Consider the following 20,418-nt stretch of genomic DNA (forward strand, 5'->3'; position numbering starts at 1 on the left):
TATTCTTTTAAAGTCAAGAAATGATGTCCTCAAAACTGTCACGAATTGCACATGTAATATGATAGCGATTGCAGAAAAGTCTTGACGTGAGAATGATTATCAGTGATGATAGGTACTGAGAGTAATTATCATTACCAGAGAGAAATAACCGAACGTGGGGGAATGACAGATGAACAAAAAATATGCAGCTTTAGGAATTTCAGCAGCGTTAACGACATCGCTCCTTGCCGCTTGTGCAAGCACAGATGAGACAACTTCAAATGAAGGCTCAGACGATTCGAACGTCGTCAATGTTTACTCGAGTCGCCACTACGATGTCGATCAACAATTATATAAACAGTTTGAAGAAGAAACAGGCATCAAGGTCAACGTGGTGGAAGGGAAGAGTGACGAACTTCTCGAGCGTTTGAACACAGAAGGGGAGAGCACAGAGGCTGACCTCTTCATCACTGCAGATGCTGGAAACTTGTATCAGGCGAAAGAAGCGGGACATCTTCAAGCGGTCGATAGCGATGAGCTTGAGTCAAACATTCCTGCAAAATATCGTGACACAGACAACGAGTGGTTCGGTTTGACGAAACGTGCGCGTGTCATCGTGTACTCAAAAGATCGCGTGAAACCAGAAGATTTGTCGACGTACGAAGCGTTGACGGAAGAACAGTGGAACGGCAAAGTTCTCGTGCGTCCATCGGAAAACATGTACAACATCTCACTCCTCGCATCGTTCATCGAAGTGAACGGTGTCGATGAAGCGAAAGAGTGGGCGAAGGGCTTAGTGAACAACATGGCACGCGACCCACAAGGGAACGACCGTGACCAAGCGAAAGCAGTCGTCGCTGGCGAAGGGGACGTGGCCATCATGAACACGTACTACATGGGGCTCATGTTGAATTCTGAAGACGAGGAAGAGAAGAAAGTCGCTGAACAACTCGGTGTCTTCTTCCCGAACCAAGATACAACAGGCACACACGTGAACATTTCGGGTATCGCGATGACGAAAGCATCGAAAAATACAGAAAACGCTCAAAAATTGATGGAGTTCATGTCAGAACCGTCAGCTCAAGAGAAGTTTGCGAGTGTGAACTATGAATATCCAGTCAACGAGTCGGTTGAACCGAATGAGCTTCTCCAGTCATGGGGTGAGTTCAAAGAGCAGGATATCAATCTCTCTGTACTCGGTGAAAACCAACAAGAGGCAATCCGTATCTTTAACGAAGTAGGTTGGAAGTAAGATGACTTCGGCCTGAACGAGAGTTCAGGCCGAAGATTTTTGCGTTCTTCACACCCTAAGCGCTACACGGGATGCACAGAAACTGATATGATGGGACAGGAATTGATAGTTTACAGAACGGGAGCGGTACGACATGAACTGGCACGCAGTAAAACGACAACTGAATGGATGGGCGATCCTCAGCTTTCTCGCGATTTTATTGATCGTCTTGCCGGGAATTGTCGTGCTCGTCGAATTGTTCGCCCCGGTCAATGACAATTGGCAACACATTCAAGAGTACCTGTTGCCCCGTTACGTGCGAAACACGCTGTTCATCATGGTGGCTACAGGAGTCTTGACGACCGTGATCGGAACGAGCCTCGCTTGGTTCGTGACCGTCTATGATTTCCCGTTCCGTCGTTTCTTTAAATGGGCACTCATCCTGCCGCTCGCGATTCCGCCTTATATCGGGGCGTATACGTATCACGGCATCTTGAACTATACGGGTGTGATCCAGACGACGTTACGAAACGAATTTGGTATCACCGTCGATCAGTCGTACTTCAACATCATGTCGATTCAAGGAACGGTATTTATCTTTACCTTGTTCCTCTATCCATACATTTATACGATCACACGAGCCTTCCTGCATAACCAATCGTCCTCGATGATTGAGAACGCGCGAATTCTCGGTCGTGGCTCGTGGGACATTTTCTTCACGGTCGTCATACCGATTTCCCGAGTCGCCATCATCGGTGGTGTCAGTCTCGTGTTGATGGAAGTGCTCAACGACTATGGCGTCGTGAAATATTTCGGGATTCAGACGTTTAGTACCGCCATCTTCAGCACGTGGTTCGGGATGAAGGATACATCGTCGGCGCTGAAGCTTGCGGGGACTCTCATGATTCTCGTCATCGCAATCTTGACGATGGAACGGCTCATCCGGGGACGGAAGCAGTTCAGTTACGCTTCGACGAAAGTAAAGCCGCTCAAACCGAGACCGCTACAAGGCTGGCATCGCTACGCGGTATTCGCATATGTCTCTATCGTCTTTGCGATCGCATTCGTCATCCCGTTCACACAGTTGGCGGCATGGACGTTTCTGACGTTCGATACGGTCTTCACGGAAGAATTTTGGCAACTTGTTTGGAATACGGTTCGGGTCGCCTTTACCGCGACCGTGATTATCCTACTGTTCGCACTCATCATCGCGAACTATACACGACTCTTCCCGTCGAACATGACACGCGTCATTTCGAAAGTGACGACACTCGGATATTCGATTCCGGGAGCAGCCATCGCGATTGCGGTCATCACGCTCTTCTTGTGGCTCGATGACAAAGTGCTCGAAACGGCACGGGCGCTCGACTTGAGTCAGACGTTCGTGTTCCGCACGACGCTCATCATGCTCATCTTTGCCTACGTCATCCGCTTCCTCGCCATCGGCTACAACTCGATCGAGAGCGGGTTTGAGAAAGTAGGGAAGTCGTTTACCGAAGCATCCCGTATGCTGGGGTGGAATACGGTCCAAACGTTCTTTCGCGTCGATATCCCGATGATCAAAGGCGCCATCATGAGCGCGTTTATCCTCGTCTTTATTGATATTATGAAAGAGTTGCCGTTGACGCTCTTTTTACAACCATTTAACTTTTCGACGCTTGCGACACAGGCGTTCAAATACGTGAGTGATGAGAAGATTCACGAAGCGGCACTCGCTTCCATCGTCATCGTCCTCATGAGTGGACTGTTGATTTTCGTTTCCCACAAGGTGCTTGATAAGGAGGCCGACTAATGTTTGTTCAAATCAATGATTTACATTTTAGCTATAAAGGTGCACATGAAGAGACAATCAAAGGGTTCTCGATTTCAATCACGAAAGGTGAAATCGTCTCACTTCTTGGGGACAGCGGATCGGGGAAGAGTACGATTCTCCGTTTGATCGCAGGACTCGAGATGCCGAACCAGGGCGTCGTCGTCGTGAATGACTGTGTCTGTTGCGACGATTGCCAGTTCATGCCGCCAGAAGATCGTGGCGTGGGGATGGTCTTCCAAGACTATGCACTCTTCCCGCACATGACCGTTGAAAAGAACATTCGATTCGGTCTTCATAAACTGAACCGCAAGGAGCGGAATGCGCGTGTCGAAGAGATGCTCGATCTCGTCAACTTGACGGAGTTCCGTCACCGTTATCCGTACGAACTCAGTGGGGGACAACAACAGCGTGTCGCGCTCGCGCGTGCGCTCGCACCGAAGCCGGCGCTCTTGATTCTAGACGAACCGTTCAGTAATTTGGATACGTCACTTCAACACCGGATTCGCGACGATTTGCGTCGTCTCTTGAAGCAGACAGGTACGACAACGATTTTCGTAACGCACGACGAGGAAGATGCCGAGGCACTTGCCGACCGGATTGTCTACCTTGGAGAAGGCAAAATTAAAAAGCAGGTCATGACGGAGAACAACAAGACGTTCAACCCGCAAATTCCTTGCTTCGTATAAACAACAAAAGACCCCTTACTCATTTCTAAAGCGAGTAAGGGGTCTTTTTGTCATTTTGTCATCTCGGAAGGTTTTGACTCATTTCCAAGTTGGTCAATCGCAGTCACGTAGTAGGATGCATTGTTCTCATTTGTGACCTCGATACTTTTTCGTGCATGGGAAGGGATACTTTCGATATGAGTCGCTTTTCCGTCGATGACTTCGTAGACTCGATATCCAATCACGCTCTCTTGACGAACGGCGTGCCATGTCAATAAGTTACCTTTCAATTCGACTGCCGTCGGTGTCTCGAGATCGACAGTTTCGTTCAGTTCGGTATCCACCAGCTCTGTATAGACGACGAATCGTTCATCATAGCCCCCGTCCCCGAACGTACCCGAACAGGTAATCAAATTTAAGTTCCGATTTGATGTGGCACCGAAAATCTCTTCAATTGGCGCGGTTTTCGTATCATATCGTTCTGTTTTCGTGACGCGGAACCGAAGGGTGTTACCCGCCTCATCTTGAATCAGAACGTCATCGCCTTTTGTCAGTTGATCGAGTTGATAAAAGATAGCCGGGCCGGTCTTGCTGTCGACGTGACCGGCAATCACAGCATTTCCTTTGCTACCCGGTGTGACACCGGGTTCGAACCACCCGACCTGGTTCTCATCTTCTGGTACACCCATCTGTCCATTATCGAGGACCCCGACTTGTTCGATGGCGGTGTCGACATCGATTTTAGGGATCTGGATTTGAACAGGGGTGACGGCCTTGGCGTTTTCTTCTTCCTCGGCTAAGCGTAGCTTTTTCACCTCTTCCTGTAGAAGTGAGAATTCAGCCGTTAAATCCGGGCTCTCCTCTATTTGTTTTTCTTCTACAGGTGGTGACGACGATTCTTGGGCGCTCGTCCACGTCCAGAAGCTAAAACAAAAGAGAGAGAGCGCCAGAAACAAAAGGCGCTTGTTCATGGGACTCCCTCCTTATTGATTATTGTTCAGATACTTTACGTTTGCGAAGCGTTACGAAGGCGAGTAAGATTCCGCCAAGTACAGCTAATCCAGCGTAGAGAGTGTTCATTGATTGTTCTTGTGCACCACCGAGACCTGTTTCAGGCATCTCTTCAGGCATCATTGTTTCTTCGAACTTGTCAGGCATTTGTGTCACGATCGCGTTACCGAGTGTTTCACCAACACCGAACATGAACGCATATCCTTCACGGAATGACATCCAAGCCGCTTCTGCATCGCCAGCGACATATTGATCGAATGTGTCGAGTACGAGCGCTTCGTGCTGTTTGATTGCTTCTTCACCGGCAGCTTGTGGTAAGTTACCTTCTGTTGCTGCATCGAGGAATGTGCTGAAGTCGACAGCGAATGTGTCGAGGCGCATACGCGCATCTTCAATCATCGCTTCGTCACCTTCGAGTGTAGCGGCAACGATGTCACCTTGTGCTGTGATGTGATCTGAGTTCCATACTTTCTCGAACTGTGCTGCACCTTCGTCACCATATACGGATGCGATGGCTGCTTTGAAGTCGAGTGTGTTCTGGTCTTCTGCCCATGTCACGTAGTCATAGTCCTCTGCTTGGTCGTACCCTTTTTGCATACCGATTGCAGCGAGGGCGAAGTGCTCACCTGCAAGACTGTTCAATGTTGAGCGGAGTTCAACAGCTGGTGTGTCTGCTCCAGTCGTAAATTTGTCAGGCATTTGTGTGACGATTGCACCCGAGAGAGCTTTACTGATGTTGAACATGTGCTTGTAGCCTTCACGGAACGTCATGTAAGCTTCTTCGTAATCTCCTTCGACGTAGTTATCGAATACAGAGAGGACTTGGTCTTCATGAAGTTCGAGTGCATCAGCTGCTGCGTCCTTCGGTAAGTTGCCTTCCGTCGCTGCGTCGAGGAATGTTGAGAATTCTTCTACGAACTCATCGACTTCCGCTTCAGCTTCCATGCGTAGTTCCTGGTTGTCTGATTTTGCTGCTTCTACGAAATCAGCTGAGTAGTCGTTGTGACCACGGAAGATTTCTTCAAATTGTGCAGCGCCTTCTTCACCGTAGATGGAAGCGATGGCTGGTGTCATGTCGAGCGCGTTTTGATCGAGAGCTTGATCCGCGACCTCAGCATCTGCCGCCTCGTCATATCCTTTCATCATCGATGTGACGGCTAACACGTAATGCTCAGATAAGAGTTGATCGAGTGTGGCGCGAAGGTCACCTGCTGGTGTGCTTGCTGTCGGTGTGTGATCCGCTGCCTGTGCGTTGACTGGTACGAGTAGTCCTAAGGCTAGTGCCGGTGCTACGATTTTGTTTAACGTCTTCTTCTTCATGGGTAATCGCTCCTTTTCGTAAGTGAGTGTTGTCGTTATTTACACCCATCTAACGGAGCAGTTCAAAAAATGGATCACTCTTTTTTTATTTTTTTTCGTTTTTTTGTTGAAGAGTACGATAAACCCCTGGTGCGACGCCATATTTTCGTTTAAAAATTCTGTGGAAATATGGGTAACTTCGAAATCCAGACAGTTCTGCAATCGTTTCTAACGAATGTTTTGTATAGCGCATTTGCTCTTCGGCAAGCTGTAAGCGAATCGATTGTGCATATTCGATGATCGTCATCCCGGTCCCTTCTTTAAAGAGATGAACCGTCCGTGAAACGCTGAGTCCAACCACTGCGGCGACGTCTGACACTTTGAAGTCACTCGTTACGTGCGCTTCGATAAAGCGCATCATACGAGAGACGACTGGAGGTCGCGCATGGGAATGCACATCTTGAATCGAACGATCGAGCATGAGCAGAAGTGCTTGAACGAGTGTTTCAATTAAAACGGCACTTTGTTCAGACGGTGGACGGCGCACTTCTTCCGTAATGTGTTGCCATAGTGAGAGTAGGCGAGAATCGATAGTGATGGCATATAGTCGCTCCCGTGGAGTCGCATGCCACCATGTATCGATTGAATGCCCGGTACAGAAGATATGATAGTCTCCGCTCGCGGGTGTATCGACATGCATTTCATAGAAGTCACCCGGACGAACAATCAATACGTCACCAGGTCGTGTGATCATCGTTTCCCCATTGACCACAATCCGAGCCGTTCCTGCCGTTTGTAAGCGAATCAGATACGTATCGAGTCGATTAGCAAATGGAAAAGTATAAGTCGTTGTATGGTATGAATAGCCACAAAAGCCGATTTCCATAATAATCTCCTCTTTTAATAGCAAGATTGTACATATCTTAATCATATCATGGATGGTCATGATTCCTTGGAGGCAGTACGATGAAAGCGTTGAAACGGAAAACGAACTTCAAGGAGGACATAACATGAAACAATGGTGGAAAGAAGCGGTCGTATATCAAATTTATCCACGTAGCTTCAATGACTCAAACGGAGATGGGATTGGCGACATCCAAGGAATCACGGAGAAGATGTCATATTTGGCAGAACTCGGGATCGACGTCATCTGGCTCTCACCGGTATACGATTCACCGAACGACGATAACGGATACGATATTCGTGATTACCGTGCCATCATGGACGAGTTTGGTACGATGGATGACTTTGATGCGATGCTTGAAGAAGCACACCGTCACGGGATTAAAATCATGATGGACCTCGTCGTCAACCATTCTTCTGACGAACACCAATGGTTCATGGAGTCGCGTTCTTCAAAAGACAGCCCATATCGTGACTATTACATTTGGAAAAAAGGGAAAGACGGTCAGCCACCGACGAACTGGGGGGCTTTCTTCGGAGGCAGTGCTTGGCAGTATGATGAGGCAAGCGATGAGTACTACCTCCATCTCTTCAGTAAGAAACAACCGGATTTGAACTGGGAAAGCGAGACGCTTCGTCGTGAAGTGTATGACCTCATGACATATTGGCTCGATAAAGGGGTCGACGGGTTCCGGATGGACGTCATCAATATGATCTCAAAAAATCCAAGCTATCCAGATGGTCAAACGCAAGGAACAGGGTTCGGTGACGGTACACCATTCTTCTTTAACGGACCACGCATCCATGAATTCATGCAGGAGATGAATCGGGAAGTCTTATCGAAATACGACACAATCACGGTAGGGGAGATGCCAGGGGTCAGTGTGGAGGAAGCCAAACTTTATACGGGTGAAGACCGCAACGAACTGAACATGGTCTTTCATTTTGAACATGTGGACGTCGGGAACGGAAGCTTCGGGAAGTGGAATCCGACAGACTGGAAGTTGACTGAGTTAAAGACAATCTTCTCGCGTTGGCAAGAAGGGCTCGAAGAGGAAGGATGGAACAGCCTGTACTGGAGTAACCATGACCAGCCCCGTGCCATCTCACGCTTTGGAAACGATTCGCCTGAATATCGCGTTCGTTCCGGGAAGATGCTCGCGACACTTCTTCATCTATTGAAAGGGACGCCTTACATTTATCAAGGAGAAGAGTTCGGCATGACGAACGTCGCGTTTGAATCAATCGATCAGTACCGAGATATTGAGACGTTGAACGCCTACCGTGACTACACATCCAAAGGGTTGTTAACGCACGACGAGATTTTCCGTGGCATCCATGAGCGAGGACGTGACAATTCACGTACACCGGTACAGTGGTCAGACGAAGCACATGGTGGATTTACGACAGGGACGCCATGGATCGAGGTCAACCCGAACTTTGTTGACATCAATGCGGAAGCGGCAAGGAAAGATCCGAATTCACTCTTCCATTACTACCGTCAGTTGATTGCGCTCCGTAAAGCGAACCCGCTCGTCGTCTACGGAAAGTATGAGCTGTTGTTACCGGAAGATGAGGCGGTCTATGCATTCACACGTTCATTCGAAGGTGAGACATGGCTCGTACTCTGTAACTTCTCCGACGAGACACAACAACGAGAGCTACCATATGACGTGAAAGAACGTGTCATCGGAAACATGGAACCGATAGAAGCGTTCACCCTTCGTCCTTATGAAGCACAAGTGTATAAACTGTGACGAAAAGCTCGCCAGACGGCGAGCTTTTTTAAGTGCATACGTATCTTCTCTCGATGATTCGGGAATAGTGTAAGTAACGTCTGACATGAAAAGAGGGAACGACATGGGTACTTTAATCGCGTACTCTTCCAGATATGGAACGAGTGAAAAAGTGGCGGCTTTACTCGCTGAACGTCTATCGGGTGACGTTCGTGTCCAAAATATCGTAGAAGAGCCGAACGTCACGTGGGAGATGGTAGATCACGTCATCGTCGGGAGCTCAATTCGAATGGGCACGATCCAAGACGAGATGAAGGAATGGTTGACGCTTCACGAAGCACACTTGCTTGAGCATCCCCTCGCTTTATATTTGTGTGCCGGGACACCGACAGAGTCGGAACGGATTCGCGAGCTAGAAGAAGCCTATCGTGACACGCTGCGCGAACATGCCTATTTCGTCGAGGTCGTCGGGAGCGGGTACGACTTTGAACGAATGGGCTTTTTAGACAAAGCAATCGTTCGCATGATGGCCAAACAAAAAGAGAGTTCACTTCAACTCGATGACGCCAAACTGAATCAACTCGTGGAAGCCGCTCAAACGTCTGAGCGCACCCGGTCTGAAAATCCTTGAGCGAGTAAATCATGCACATCAATCGGGCTTTTCGTGGAGATGAGTACATCTCCGCTTCTTTTCTGCCCTTCAATCTGATGAAGAGCAAGGTGTTCGAGTTGACGACCGATTTTTAGAGCGATGGGTGCAGATTCTTGGCATCGTAAGACATCGATAGTCACTTCATCGGTGCGGTTATCTCCCCCAAATAGTTCGAGGTCGGCTCGGGCTGTGGTAAACCCGCGCACGGCGATTCGTTTCAGTTGAACGCGTCTCGATTTGTATTGGATCGCAAGTGCCGGATGTTGTTCGTAATCGTAGGTCGGGTCGCCGATTGCAGTCAAACCATGAATCAAGACGTCTTGATAGGCCGATACAACCAGGCTTCGTGGTGAGGATTTTGTATAGAGTGAACTGTGAACCGGCTCGACGGACACTAAGTTTGTGCCTGATAGGAAGCGGGCTGTCTCTGAGTTCGGATCGTCTGCTAAATGATGACCGATGTGACGGAAGTTAAATGAACGATTGTCATGCACCGAAAGATGGCCGAAGATATGAACGTCGTGTGCGGCAGATGAGGTCCCATGTGCTTTTACTTCGATGCCTCCAAAGCAGCCTTCCGTTCTATTGTGAACGAGTGTGACGTGCCGCGAACCGTCATCAATCTCAATCCCATTTGAGTTTGAGAACCCTAAGGCGTGTGTTCGACCGTGAGGATGATGACAATAGCAGTTGGTAATATAAATGGCATCACTATGGTGTGTGGTGATTCCGTCATCCCCATAATTCGTCGCCTCGAGATGATCGAGATGGATATATCGGCTCCCGTTTGCCGCGCGAAGCCCGTCCCCTAAGTAATGATAGTGCGGAGACGTGATGTCGAACGCATGGAGCCCAGCATTTTTGGCTATCACATGATGCACCCATCCATACGTCACATGGGCAAACGTCAAGGCGCTCGATGTCGTGTCACCGCTCGTCGTCCGTTTCACATCTCCTAAGCGCGCGACATTCCAATCGAGCGTCAGGTGGCATACCTCGATATGATGATTTCCTGCGAAAGGCGTGGCGTTTCGTAACAATCGTCGATGTCTCGGTGCACGATCGGACAGTTTGAGAATCGTGACGTCTTGTCCTGCGCCTTCGAGCACGCAGTTGGAAGGTAGACGAATACCCCGAACGATATAAACGCCTGCTGGGACAAAGACACGACGGTTCGAGCGGATGGCGAGTCGAAAGGCGAGGGTACAATCCGTTTTTCCATCTCCGACAGCACCATAGTCCGTCACATCAACACATTGTTTCGTCGTCTGCAGTAAATTCAAATATTCGGCATCGAGCCGACGCATCCAGACGGGACGAACGATGCCGTCGACTTGCTCGAGCGGAAAGGACGTGCGGACAGGGGTGATCCGTTCCGTCAATGGGATTCGACACGGGATAGATTGTTGTTGCTCAAAGTAAGAAGCTTCCCGTGTAGCACGGTGCCATTCAAGTGTTTGTTGGATGAGGTCTTCTTCCGACCAATCGGAATGAGAGGCAATCATCGATGCGATTGCGTGTGGGTCCTTAATGTTTTTCATTATAAATCCTCCTAGCATCATCTTCTCTAGCATGTACCCGTTTCACCTTGTTTTTTAGCAATCAGAAGTATTTACTAGACAGAAACATCTAGTCGTGTTATATTCAATATGTGCTTAATTAAGAATAGCTGGAATCATAATTCACAAGTGCTTGGGATTATTTTTCATTAGATAATCCAGAGGCTTGTATTTTTTTTGGTCAAGTTTTTTCTAGTAAGGCACTACTATAACGCATAGCGTTTATTTCAGGAGGGTTCATTCATGAACACAGGTAAAGTAAAATGGTTTAACTCAGAAAAAGGTTACGGCTTCATCGAAATGGAAGGCGGAGACGACGTATTCGTACACTTCTCAGCAATCCAAGGCGACGGCTTCAAAACACTTGAAGAAGGCCAAGAAGTAACTTTCGAAATCACTGACGGAGCTCGTGGACCACAAGCTTCTAACGTTGAAAAAATCTAATCTTCCTTTCTAAGGAATATGATACCTGCTCGCATCGGCGAGCAGGTTTTTTTGTGTTTAATCCCATAGTTTGAGGGAACAGTATACGAGCGACAAATCATGAAGGAGGAATTTGGAATGAGTGCAAAAGACACAGCGTTAAAAATTCTAGAGGGTAGCAATGTCGGGACGATGGCGACCGTGTATAAGGTGAAACCCCACAGTCGATATATGACATTTTTCCATGATGATTTCACACTCTACACAGCAACCTCTAACGATACAGATAAAGTAGAAGAACTAGAAAAGAATCCATATACGCATATTTTAATCGGCTACGATGGAGATGGTGTGGGCGACACTTACTTAGAAATCCTCGGTAAAGCGACCGTGTCGGATGATGAATCGATGAAAGAGAAAGTATGGAATGAGAAACTTGAAGGATGGTTCGATGGTCCGGACGATCCAAAGCTTGTGATCCTTAAAATCGAACCGGAATCGATGCGCGTGATGAACAAGAAAGGTCAACCACCACAAGAAGTGACACTATAATCTCTTCTAAGACACCTAAATCAGGTGTCTTTTTTTGTGGATGAATGTGAATAGAATATGGCGTACATATGGACGAATCATGAACAAAGGAAAATACATATGTGAAATAGTGAACATGAATGGTATATTGTGAATGTAATCACATTATACATTTATTTAACTTCTTGAAAGGGAGGAATTATGATGTTCACGAAATTTTGGCAAAATCATAACATCGCTACAGCGATCTTGACGGTGTTACGTGTATGGCTCGGTTATCATTGGTTAACGGCAGGTTGGGGTAAAATCACGGGAGGTTTTGGAACAGAAGGATTCTTAAACAATGCGGTGTCACTCGCTTCTGGAGAACATCCGGCCGTTGCTGGATGGTGGGCTGCATTCCTAGAAAACTTTGCGATTCCAAACGCCGGGCTATTCGATGTCCTGATTCCTTACGGTGAATTCTTGGTAGGCTTAGGATTATTGCTCGGTGCCCTCACACGTAGCGCAGCGTTCTTCGGACTCGTCATGAACATGGCGTTCTTACTATCAGGAACAGTCAGTACGAACCCAACGATGTTGATCGTATCTGTCTTGATTTTAGTTGCCGGTCATAACGCTGGAAAAATTGGGGTCGACGGGTTGTTCCTTCGCCGTTTTGTCGACACGAAAGTATTGCATCGTTCACCAAATCGTCAAATAGCCTCGTAACTTTTATGCGTTCTCTTGTGACAAACCTCTCACGTTTCGGCTACGATAGACATAGCCTACAGAAATAAAGGAGAACGCATATGACTACGACTCATTTTAAATGGCTTGGCTACACAGAAGGTGTATCCTTCTTGTTATTACTGTTCATCGCGATGCCGTTGAAATATATGGCTGGTATTCCACTCGCGGTCAGTATCGTTGGTGCAGCACATGGTTTCTTATTTGTTGCGTATGTGCTCGCGGCGATGTACATGGCATGGCGCTTGCGCTGGGGATTCAAAGTTTTGACGCTTGCTGTCATGGCATCGGTTATCCCATTCGGACCATTTTTATTAGAAAAACGGGTACTCCCGTCAACAGAGAAGACATCGAACTGATTCGTTCGATGTCTTTTTTTATGATACGCGATCCATTGACTGAGCTGAATCTCGTTCTGCTCGAATGTCATGACGTATTCGGTACGTGAGGACGAACGTGCAGATGAGTAGACCCACCATACAAGCGGTGTAGAGATGGGCAACAGAGACGAGATCACTCAATACCCCGAATAGGATAAATCCAATCGGCGTAATCCCCATCGCGAGTGATTCGAGCACACCGATGACGCGCCCTAAATAGTTCGGATCCGTATTCGTTTGGAGGAACAATTGAATCGGGATGTTGACACGTACGATCAAGAAACCACTCAATAAAGCGAAGACCGCGAAAAAGAAAATTGACGTGAGGACGTTGAAGTTAAAATATAATGGAATGGCGGGTCCGACGAACAGAACGCTAAGAATGGTCAACGCGGATCGCATCGTTGCTAAGCGATGTTTGATTTTGAATAACGGTAAGGCATGAAGTAAGGAAGCGACTAAAAAACCAATGGCGACCATGCTTTCAAGGAGTCCGAATTGAAACGGGGACACACCGACTTCCTGTAACGCTGCAATCGGGAACAACACTTCCGATGCGACGAAGAAGAAGTTCAAAAATGCGGCGAGGACAGCAACTGTCCACAAGACTCTTTGTTGTTTCAAGTAAGACAGACCGGACCGTACGTCTTCCCAAGTCGATTGTTCGGTGGGTGCGACCTCTTTCTGATGAAATTTAAGTCGAGAGGCGAGAAGTGCGGCAATCATAAAGAATAGAGCTGAACTGAACAAAAAGACAGGAATCGGTATAAGCTTAAACAGTGCCCCGGCAAGAAGCGGGGTACCGATGCTTGAGATGGAGATGATACTTTGAATGAGAGAGTTGGCGCGTTGCAGTTCATCTTCCTCAAATAAAAGAGGAATCGAACTTGATAACGTGACCGATAAGAAAGTGGAAACGATCGCTAAGAAGAATGTGATGACGTAAAAAGCGGGTGCTTCAAACGTCCAAAGTAAGCTTCCAACACCTGCGAGTAAAAATAATCCTCCGTTCAAAGACTCCATCCTAATGATGACTCGCTTTCGGTCAAGTTTGTCTGCATAAGCGCCGGCGAATGGGGATAGAAGCACACGGGGTAATGTACCTGCGAGGAGAACGAAGGCGAATTGGAGCCCAGATCCTGTCGTCGTCAACACCGTGAGTCCCGCCACAAACGTAAATAAGTTGGATGCGAATAACGACATGAATTTACCGAGCAGTAAAATTGATAGATTTGAAGAGAGAAACTTCATAGAAACACTCCTTTGCAAATTAGTTAAATGTGATTTAACATTATCATAAAGGCAACGAAGTGAATTGTAAATATAAAGTTCAATATAATTTAACTTTTAGAGGTGACATATGATTGGTGAGCGCATTAAAGCATTGCGAAAACAGAAAAAAATGACTCAGACGCAGCTGGCGGAAGGGATTGTCACAAAATCGATGCTCAGTATGATTGAGAACGGAAAAGCAGAGGCATCGATGCGCAGTTTACGAGAACTTGCCAGTCGATTAGATGTCTCGATGCAACAGTTATTGACCGATCCAAAAGAGGTCGAACTACAGTCGCTGGTGGAAAAGCTAGAATTTGAGGAGATGCAACTCATTTCACTACCGGATCAAAAAATTCGGGAAATGCTCAAGCCTTACTTACAGGAAGAAATGAACTCCGTGTGGCAAGGAAAAGCATATATGCTGTACGGTGATACGTACTTTCAAGAGGGCGAGAATGAGAGAGTACTAGTTTACTATGACCGCGCGATTGAGATTTTTGAGAAGCTAGGTGAGTCCGAAGAATTGGCGATGGGACGAATTAGCCAGGCTTATTATTTATTGATGTGGAACCGCTACGAGGAATCGATTGAACGGATTGAAGCGATAGAACTACTTGATGCAAAATATATGAAAACAAAGACACGAACTGAATATGCCATGTTAATTGTATTTAAGAATCTTCTTTGTGATGAGGATTTAGAAGGGGCAATTCGACAGCTTGAAGACGTGCTCGAGTATATGACACGGACAAGAATCTACTACCGTGCGGACGACGTGTATCGCACCATTTCGATTTGCGCGCTCTATTTGAACGATGAGAAGAAAATTCATGAGTCGTTACAAAAGGCGAAGCAATATATTCAATTCACGGAAGATCGTTTGGCTGAAATCAAAGTGGCACTTTCTGAAGCGCTCTATGCGATGGAATATCGACATGTCAAACTATTAGGAAAGAACATCAAATTGATGGAATCTCTCACGACAGATGTCGAACCATTTATAGCAGCGATTTCGATGGCGAAAGGTGTGTACTACGCTTTTCGAGGGGAAACGGAAATGGGAAGAGAGTGTTTATTGGCATTATGGGAAAACAGAGATGAGTGGAAAACACATAGCTTAGTCGATATCGCGATTTACTACGAAGGTTTATTAAGGGGAACATTGAACGGTTGTGGGGATGACTGGGTGCCAGTCATCGAAGAACAAGTAGCTGAATTCCCGCAAGGACTGTTTCGCAAACGTTTAGAGACATTGCTACAACAAATCAAGGGCTGACGAATCAGCCCTTGAACGTTTGAATCAATGTTCCTTTGCCATGCTCGACTTGTACAGAAGCGTGGGCCCCATTGACGAGTGTCATCTGAGGGGGTACGTGTCCGCAATCGATATCAAAAAAGATAGGAACTTCTAACATATGATGAAGTTCCTCATATACCATTTCGACCGTATAGTCTTGATGCACAGAGGGGGCGTCACTCCGTCCAAATAGAATGCCCGACGTCTGCTCAAACCAACCGGCCCACTTCATTTGAAGAAGGGTCCTTTTTAATGCTGGGACGTTCAGCTCAGCGTTCTCAAAATACCAAAGAATCGGTTCATCGTTCAGGTGATCGCGTTGGAACGTCTTGACGTCTCCATACGGTGTCCCGATTGTATGTAAGAGCACATCGAGACATCCACCGAGCAAGCGCCCCGTTGCGTTTTGACCACCGATCGCTTTCCATTCGGTCGTCTCCGTCAGATGAAACAGATGTGGCGTCGGATTATCATGCTGCCATTCGTTTTGGAACTTCTCGGACGAGCGTTGGATGACCGTTTCGTCGGTCCGCGTCGACAATACATCGAGCCAGCGTGAACTCGTCTCGTCCCACATATCGGCACGCAAGTCGACTAAGTTTGGACCGTGGGCGGAGGCGATTCCGGTTTTTAGCGTATACACAAAAAGTAATAGACTCGTATCCGAATAACCGAGCATCCATTTTGCGGACAAGGACTGCCACTCGATGTGATCGAGGATTTCCATTAAGAGTTCCCCACCCCAGGGCGGAACAATCAAGTCGACATTGTCATCTTGAAGTAGAGATGTCAGTTCATGTGCACGGACTCGAGCCGGAGCGGACTTCCCAAATCGTTGTTTCCACGCATTCGGAGTGAATTGCAATGTGAACCCTCGATTGGAAAACTTATGTTCCGCTTGATGCAATAGATGGTGCAGTTCTTCTGGTATACCTGACGAAGGGGCGGTGACACCAATTTGATGACCGGTTAACTGTGGATAACGAATCATGACAACCTCCTGTGAATAAGTGATATGTTCAGTAGAAAAAATGGGTTATCCACATGTGGACAACTAATTAGAGCGCATCCGTTCGGCATGACGCATTCCCCATTCGTTCATCGCTTCGAGAATCGGAATCAGTGTTTTCCCGTACTCACTTAAGCGATAATCGACACGTGGTGGAACTTCTGGATAGACGGTCCGGATGACGATATCCTGTTCTTCTAAGTCGCGGAGTTGTGCGGTCAATATCTTTTGGCTGATTTTTGGTAACGCGCGTTTCAACTCACTGAAACGCAATGTATCTCCATTGATCAACACGAGGAGGATGGAATGTTTCCATTTTCCTGTAATCAGTTCGAGTGCCGTATCGACTTCACAGCTTGTTATGTTAGTCACGTCGCTCTTCCTTTCCAATAGTATCGTTGAAGTAACTATACCACCTTTTTGTGCCTACTTCTGTAACATCGACCGAGCGGGTATAGTGAAGGGGAGGTGATAATATATGAAAATCGAAAAAATCGAACTCGGTCCGGTAACGCTTCGAGTCCGTGACATTGAACAGGTGACACGATTTTACGTAGACGTGATTGGGATGAGTATTTTAGAAGAGAGCGAAGAGCTCATTACACTCGGTACGAAGGAACGTCCGCTTGTCATCTTGCACAGTGTCCCGCAAGCGAAAACCAATCCACGGGCGGCAGGCTTGTTCCATTTAGCTATTCTGTTCCCGAACCGTGTAGAGTTAGGAAGCATGTTGGCACATCTCATTGAGCGACGCATCGAAGTGGGGCAAGGCGACCATCTCGTGAGTGAAGCCTTCTACTTGAGCGATCCAGAAGGAAACGGGATTGAATTGTATGCCGACCGCCCGAAGGACCAATGGACGTACGAGGCAAACGGCCATGTGAAAATGGCGACCGAGCCTGTCGACTATGAATCGATGCTTCAAGCGGCAGCCAATCGGTCGTTTACTGGTTTACCGATCGGAACGACGATGGGGCACGTGCATTTTAAAGTACGCTCAATCGAGGCGGCGAAACGTTTTTATCATGATCGGCTTGGCTTCTCCATTACGACGGATTCTTATCCAGGCGCACTTTTCCTAGCAGCTGATGGCTACCACCATCACATCGGAACGAACGTGTGGGCCCGTCCGAGCGATCCTGTGGGAATGGAGACCGGAATCGAAGCATGGACGCTTCTCGTCAATGAAGAGACGAACCAGGCGTTAGGCGGAACATCGTCTGAATGGTCGTTGACCGATGAAGACGGGATTACCGTGCATATTAAAAGAACGAACGCTTGAGCGTTCGTTCTTTTTAACGTGCGGATGTTTTCTTCTGACCTGCGTTAAACGAGAGACGAAGTCCGCGTTTTTGATACGCTTGCTCGACTCGTTTAGGATTGAGGCTGAGCTCAAGGTGAGCTAGCTTCAAATGTTCAAGTGCCGGCACCGTGACATCGAGGCGAACGAGCTCCATATTGCGCTCTGCTTTTTTGCGTGTTCGTCTCAAGTTACGGGGCACCTCCTCTGACGTCAGTGCCGCGATCGTTTCATTTACTTGTTGTCGTTTTTCACCCTTGATGCTCAAGGCAGAATACAGCTTATCGAGCGAACCGAATCGTTTGATGAGTTGAACCGATTGGCTTTCGTCGAGCCCGGCAACTGGAGGGATTCCGTCAGAACGGTCTCCTGTCAACGCTTTGACGGCTGACAGTTGCTTCGGTTTCAATCCTTCGTATAGCGCCGCAATCTCTTCTGGTCGAATTTCTAAATGACGCTTGAGTGGCAACGGACGATTATCACGAATGTCACAGCGAGCCTGCATTTGCTGAAGCTCCTGTGTCTGTAACCAAACGGTGATTCGTGGACTGACAAGCTGTAACAAGTCTTTGTCTTTTGTCATGATGACGACAGGGGCACTGCAACTGAATTTACGGGCGATGTGGGCAATCAAGTCTTCCCCTTCATACCCTTCTACTTGGAATTGTGGGATTCCACTATCCTCAAGCAGTTGGCGCATGAGTTCCATCTGCGCTTTTAATTCAGGCGGTGTTTGACGTCTGCGACGTTTGTAGCCTGGGTACAGTTCTCGACGCCATAATGTTTCACGTGAGACGTCCCAAACAACGACAAAATGAGTCGGACGATGTCTGCGTAGAATCGTCCGGATGAGGCCGGTCATTCCGATGACGGCACTCCGATCGTTTTTAGATACCTCGCGTCCTTTTTTCGTTCGGCTCGCGGCGGCACCATAATAAGCACTGGCCAGCATGGAGTTACCGTCAATCAAAAATAGTTTGCGTTCCATGCGTAACCTTCTTTCTATTTCTTTCTGTTTAAACCGAACATCTCGCCATGTTTCGGTGATGTTGTGTCATTGAGTGGGTGACACTCAAATAAGCAACATATGTGCAGTATATCACGGGAAGAGGCGAAAATATAGCGACAGTTCGGTGCAAACGTGAAAAACCCTTCTCCATATTTCGGAGAAGGGTTTAAAGAAAGCATCATTCAGATAATGGTTCTTCCTCTTCGTGAGAGGCGAGAATCAAGTCGACAAAGACGATGCGGTGGTTATCGACTTCACTGACAATCAGTTCATGGTTGCCAGGTAAAAGGAAGCGCTCGCCTGTTCGGGCATTCGCTTTTTGTGATAAAACGAATCCACCGACCGTATCGACGTCATCTTCGATTTCGATGCCGAACCGCTCTTCGAGTTCTTGCGTTAAAACGAGTCCCGAAAGGCGATAATGTTTCGGAGCGACTTCTGTAATTTCAGCCTGTTCGTCTCGATCGAACTCGTCTCGAATCTCGCCGACGATTTCTTCTAAAATGTCTTCAATCGTCAACAGTCCTGCCGTCCCGCCGTACTCATCGATGACGAGACACATCATCGTCTGCGCGTTTTGCATTTTCACCATCGCTTCTTGAAGTGGCGTGAACTCGGTGACGAGCGGCAATTGATGAATGAACGACTCGAACGGTGCATCATTTTTTGAAAGTTGAGCAGTGAAGAGCTGTTTCGCATTCACGAATCCGAGAACGTCATCGCGATCGCCATCTCGTGTGACGGGATAGCGTGTATACTGATGCTCTTCGACAACGGCAATGATTTCTTCAATCGTATCTTCTTCATCGATTGTCACCATGTTCATTCGTGGGACCATGGCATCTTTGGCGATCCGTTCGTCAAAGGAGAAGATATTTTGTACATAAGCCAACTCGTTTTCATTGATCTCACCGCTACGGAAACTTTCCGTCATGATGATTTTCAGTTCTTCTTCCGAGTGTGCCGTTTCTTGCGCTGTCGTCTGTACCCCGAATAAGCGAAGTGTGATTCGAGCCATACTGTTCAAGGCCCGAATAAACGGATAGAAAATTTTTGTGAAGACGTAGAGCGGACGTGCGACGAGGAGCGTCAGTTTTTCCGCTTCATGAACTGCAAGTGTCTTTGGCACGAGTTCACCGATGACGACATGGACGAACGCAATCAATAAGAAGGCAATCAAAAACGACAAGAATGTCACGAGAGATGGCGATATGTTCAATTGTTCGACCAGAGTGTGGATATACGCTTCGATTTGATCGGCACCAATCCATCCAAGGCCGAGTGCAGAAAGCGTGATTCCGAACTGAGAGGCAGAAAGGGAGTCGTCGATATTCTCGATGACTTTTTTCGCGCTGACCGCTCTCTTATTTCCTTCGAGCACGAGCTGGTCGAGTCGAGCGCCACGCACTTTCACAATTGAAAATTCGGCTGCCACAAAAAAGGCAGTCAAAAAGATTAAAAGTGCAACGACGAGTAAGCTGAGTAACATGGGACTGTCCAACAATTCCCCCAAAAATCGGGGAGTCACCTCCATTGAGTATAAGATCAAACGTCTTTCAGGCGTTTCCTGAAAACGAATAGTTTGTTTCAGTATAGTTGATTTGTTTCAAATATTCA

Annotated in this window: 20 protein-coding genes; 11 read left to right on the forward strand and 9 right to left on the reverse strand. The window is 47.4% G+C overall.

The genetic code is table 11. The features are described from left to right. Positions 1-169 precede the first annotated feature (169 nt). From GVY42_RS11725 to GVY42_RS11735, 3 genes are all read left to right on the forward strand, one after another. On the forward strand, positions 170-1,231 hold the full coding sequence (locus GVY42_RS11725; RefSeq protein ID WP_159563300.1) for a Fe(3+) ABC transporter substrate-binding protein: 1,062 nt from the start codon (positions 170-172) through the stop codon (positions 1,229-1,231). A gap of 133 nt (positions 1,232-1,364) precedes the next feature. Further along, the gene (locus GVY42_RS11730; protein WP_159563301.1) at positions 1,365-3,002 is read left to right on the forward strand and encodes an iron ABC transporter permease; all 1,638 of its coding nucleotides are present in this window, start codon (positions 1,365-1,367) and stop codon (positions 3,000-3,002) included. Continuing rightward, positions 3,002-3,709, forward strand: a complete 708-nt coding sequence (locus tag GVY42_RS11735; protein WP_159563302.1) for an ABC transporter ATP-binding protein — start codon at positions 3,002-3,004, stop codon at positions 3,707-3,709. Before GVY42_RS11730 ends, GVY42_RS11735 begins: the two co-directional genes overlap by 1 nt. A 50-nt stretch (positions 3,710-3,759) precedes the next feature. Here the strand turns inward: GVY42_RS11735 and GVY42_RS11740 are convergent, their stop codons facing one another. The 3 genes from GVY42_RS11740 to GVY42_RS11750 form a co-directional block, all read right to left on the reverse strand. After that, a complete protein-coding gene (locus tag GVY42_RS11740) occupies positions 3,760-4,659 on the reverse strand; it encodes a class F sortase (RefSeq protein WP_159563303.1) in 900 nt (299 codons plus the stop codon). Positions 4,660-4,678: 19 nt separating this feature from the next. Continuing rightward, positions 4,679-6,019 carry a copper amine oxidase gene (locus GVY42_RS11745; protein WP_074035026.1) on the reverse strand — a complete coding sequence of 447 codons (1,341 nt, stop codon included), beginning with the start codon at positions 6,017-6,019 and terminating at the stop codon, positions 4,679-4,681. 85 nt (positions 6,020-6,104) lie between these two features. Beyond that, positions 6,105-6,884: an AraC family transcriptional regulator gene (locus GVY42_RS11750; RefSeq protein ID WP_159563304.1), complete on the reverse strand. Its 780-nt coding sequence runs from the start codon at positions 6,882-6,884 to the stop codon at positions 6,105-6,107. A 124-nt stretch (positions 6,885-7,008) separates the two neighbouring features. On the opposite strand from GVY42_RS11750, the gene GVY42_RS11755 reads away from it, so the two are divergent. Both GVY42_RS11755 and GVY42_RS11760 read left to right on the forward strand, forming a co-directional pair. Next, positions 7,009-8,658: an alpha-glucosidase gene (locus GVY42_RS11755; RefSeq protein WP_159563305.1), complete on the forward strand. Its 1,650-nt coding sequence runs from the start codon at positions 7,009-7,011 to the stop codon at positions 8,656-8,658. Between the two features lie 103 nt (positions 8,659-8,761). Continuing rightward, entirely contained in the window at positions 8,762-9,268 is a 507-nt protein-coding gene (locus GVY42_RS11760; protein WP_159563306.1) for a flavodoxin domain-containing protein, read from the forward strand. Here GVY42_RS11760 and GVY42_RS11765 read toward each other — a convergent pair. Continuing rightward, a complete protein-coding gene (locus GVY42_RS11765; RefSeq protein WP_159563307.1) occupies positions 9,232-10,830 on the reverse strand; it encodes a glycoside hydrolase family 55 protein in 1,599 nt (532 codons plus the stop codon). The genes GVY42_RS11760 and GVY42_RS11765 overlap by 37 nt on opposite strands. Positions 10,831-11,091: 261 nt before the next feature. Here GVY42_RS11765 and GVY42_RS11770 point away from each other — a divergent pair, with 261 nt between their 5' ends. The 4 genes from GVY42_RS11770 to GVY42_RS11785 all read left to right on the forward strand — a co-directional run bounded on the left by GVY42_RS11770 (position 11,092) and on the right by GVY42_RS11785 (position 12,890). After that, a complete protein-coding gene (locus GVY42_RS11770; protein ID WP_015880427.1) occupies positions 11,092-11,292 on the forward strand; it encodes a cold-shock protein in 201 nt (66 codons plus the stop codon). A gap of 117 nt (positions 11,293-11,409) precedes the next feature. Continuing rightward, on the forward strand, positions 11,410-11,823 hold the full coding sequence (locus GVY42_RS11775) for a pyridoxamine 5'-phosphate oxidase family protein (RefSeq protein WP_143180203.1): 414 nt from the start codon (positions 11,410-11,412) through the stop codon (positions 11,821-11,823). 183 nt (positions 11,824-12,006) lie between these two features. Next, on the forward strand, positions 12,007-12,513 hold the full coding sequence (locus tag GVY42_RS11780) for a DoxX family membrane protein (RefSeq protein WP_074035013.1): 507 nt from the start codon (positions 12,007-12,009) through the stop codon (positions 12,511-12,513). A gap of 80 nt (positions 12,514-12,593) precedes the next feature. Next, the gene (locus GVY42_RS11785) at positions 12,594-12,890 is read left to right on the forward strand and encodes a DUF3817 domain-containing protein (protein ID WP_159563308.1); all 297 of its coding nucleotides are present in this window, start codon (positions 12,594-12,596) and stop codon (positions 12,888-12,890) included. Positions 12,891-12,908: 18 nt separating this feature from the next. Here the strand turns inward: GVY42_RS11785 and GVY42_RS11790 are convergent, their stop codons facing one another. Continuing rightward, entirely contained in the window at positions 12,909-14,162 is a 1,254-nt protein-coding gene (locus GVY42_RS11790; protein WP_159563309.1) for an MFS transporter, read from the reverse strand. 109 nt (positions 14,163-14,271) lie between these two features. On the opposite strand from GVY42_RS11790, the gene GVY42_RS11795 reads away from it, so the two are divergent. Continuing rightward, positions 14,272-15,462 (forward strand): helix-turn-helix domain-containing protein, encoded by a 1,191-nt coding sequence (locus GVY42_RS11795; RefSeq protein WP_159563310.1) that lies wholly within the window; start codon positions 14,272-14,274, stop codon positions 15,460-15,462. A gap of 4 nt (positions 15,463-15,466) precedes the next feature. Here GVY42_RS11795 and GVY42_RS11800 read toward each other — a convergent pair whose 3' ends face one another. Together GVY42_RS11800 and GVY42_RS11805 are read right to left on the reverse strand one after the other, a co-directional pair. After that, positions 15,467-16,474: a S66 peptidase family protein gene (locus GVY42_RS11800; RefSeq protein ID WP_159563311.1), complete on the reverse strand. Its 1,008-nt coding sequence runs from the start codon at positions 16,472-16,474 to the stop codon at positions 15,467-15,469. 63 nt (positions 16,475-16,537) lie between these two features. Next, positions 16,538-16,864, reverse strand: a complete 327-nt coding sequence (locus GVY42_RS11805; protein WP_015880434.1) for a helix-turn-helix domain-containing protein — start codon at positions 16,862-16,864, stop codon at positions 16,538-16,540. A gap of 106 nt (positions 16,865-16,970) precedes the next feature. On the opposite strand from GVY42_RS11805, the gene GVY42_RS11810 reads away from it, so the two are divergent. Next, the gene (locus GVY42_RS11810) at positions 16,971-17,774 is read left to right on the forward strand and encodes a VOC family protein (protein WP_159563312.1); all 804 of its coding nucleotides are present in this window, start codon (positions 16,971-16,973) and stop codon (positions 17,772-17,774) included. 13 nt (positions 17,775-17,787) lie between these two features. Here the strand turns inward: GVY42_RS11810 and GVY42_RS11815 are convergent, their stop codons facing one another. Both GVY42_RS11815 and GVY42_RS11820 read right to left on the reverse strand, forming a co-directional pair. Further along, positions 17,788-18,780 carry a 5'-3' exonuclease H3TH domain-containing protein gene (locus GVY42_RS11815; protein WP_031424353.1) on the reverse strand — a complete coding sequence of 331 codons (993 nt, stop codon included), beginning with the start codon at positions 18,778-18,780 and terminating at the stop codon, positions 17,788-17,790. Between the two features lie 199 nt (positions 18,781-18,979). Further along, entirely contained in the window at positions 18,980-20,302 is a 1,323-nt protein-coding gene (locus tag GVY42_RS11820) for a hemolysin family protein (RefSeq protein ID WP_236548961.1), read from the reverse strand. Positions 20,303-20,418 lie beyond the last annotated feature (116 nt).

This window comes from Exiguobacterium sp. 8A, assembly GCF_902506275.1.
Lineage (GTDB): Bacteria > Bacillota > Bacilli > Exiguobacteriales > Exiguobacteriaceae > Exiguobacterium > Exiguobacterium profundum.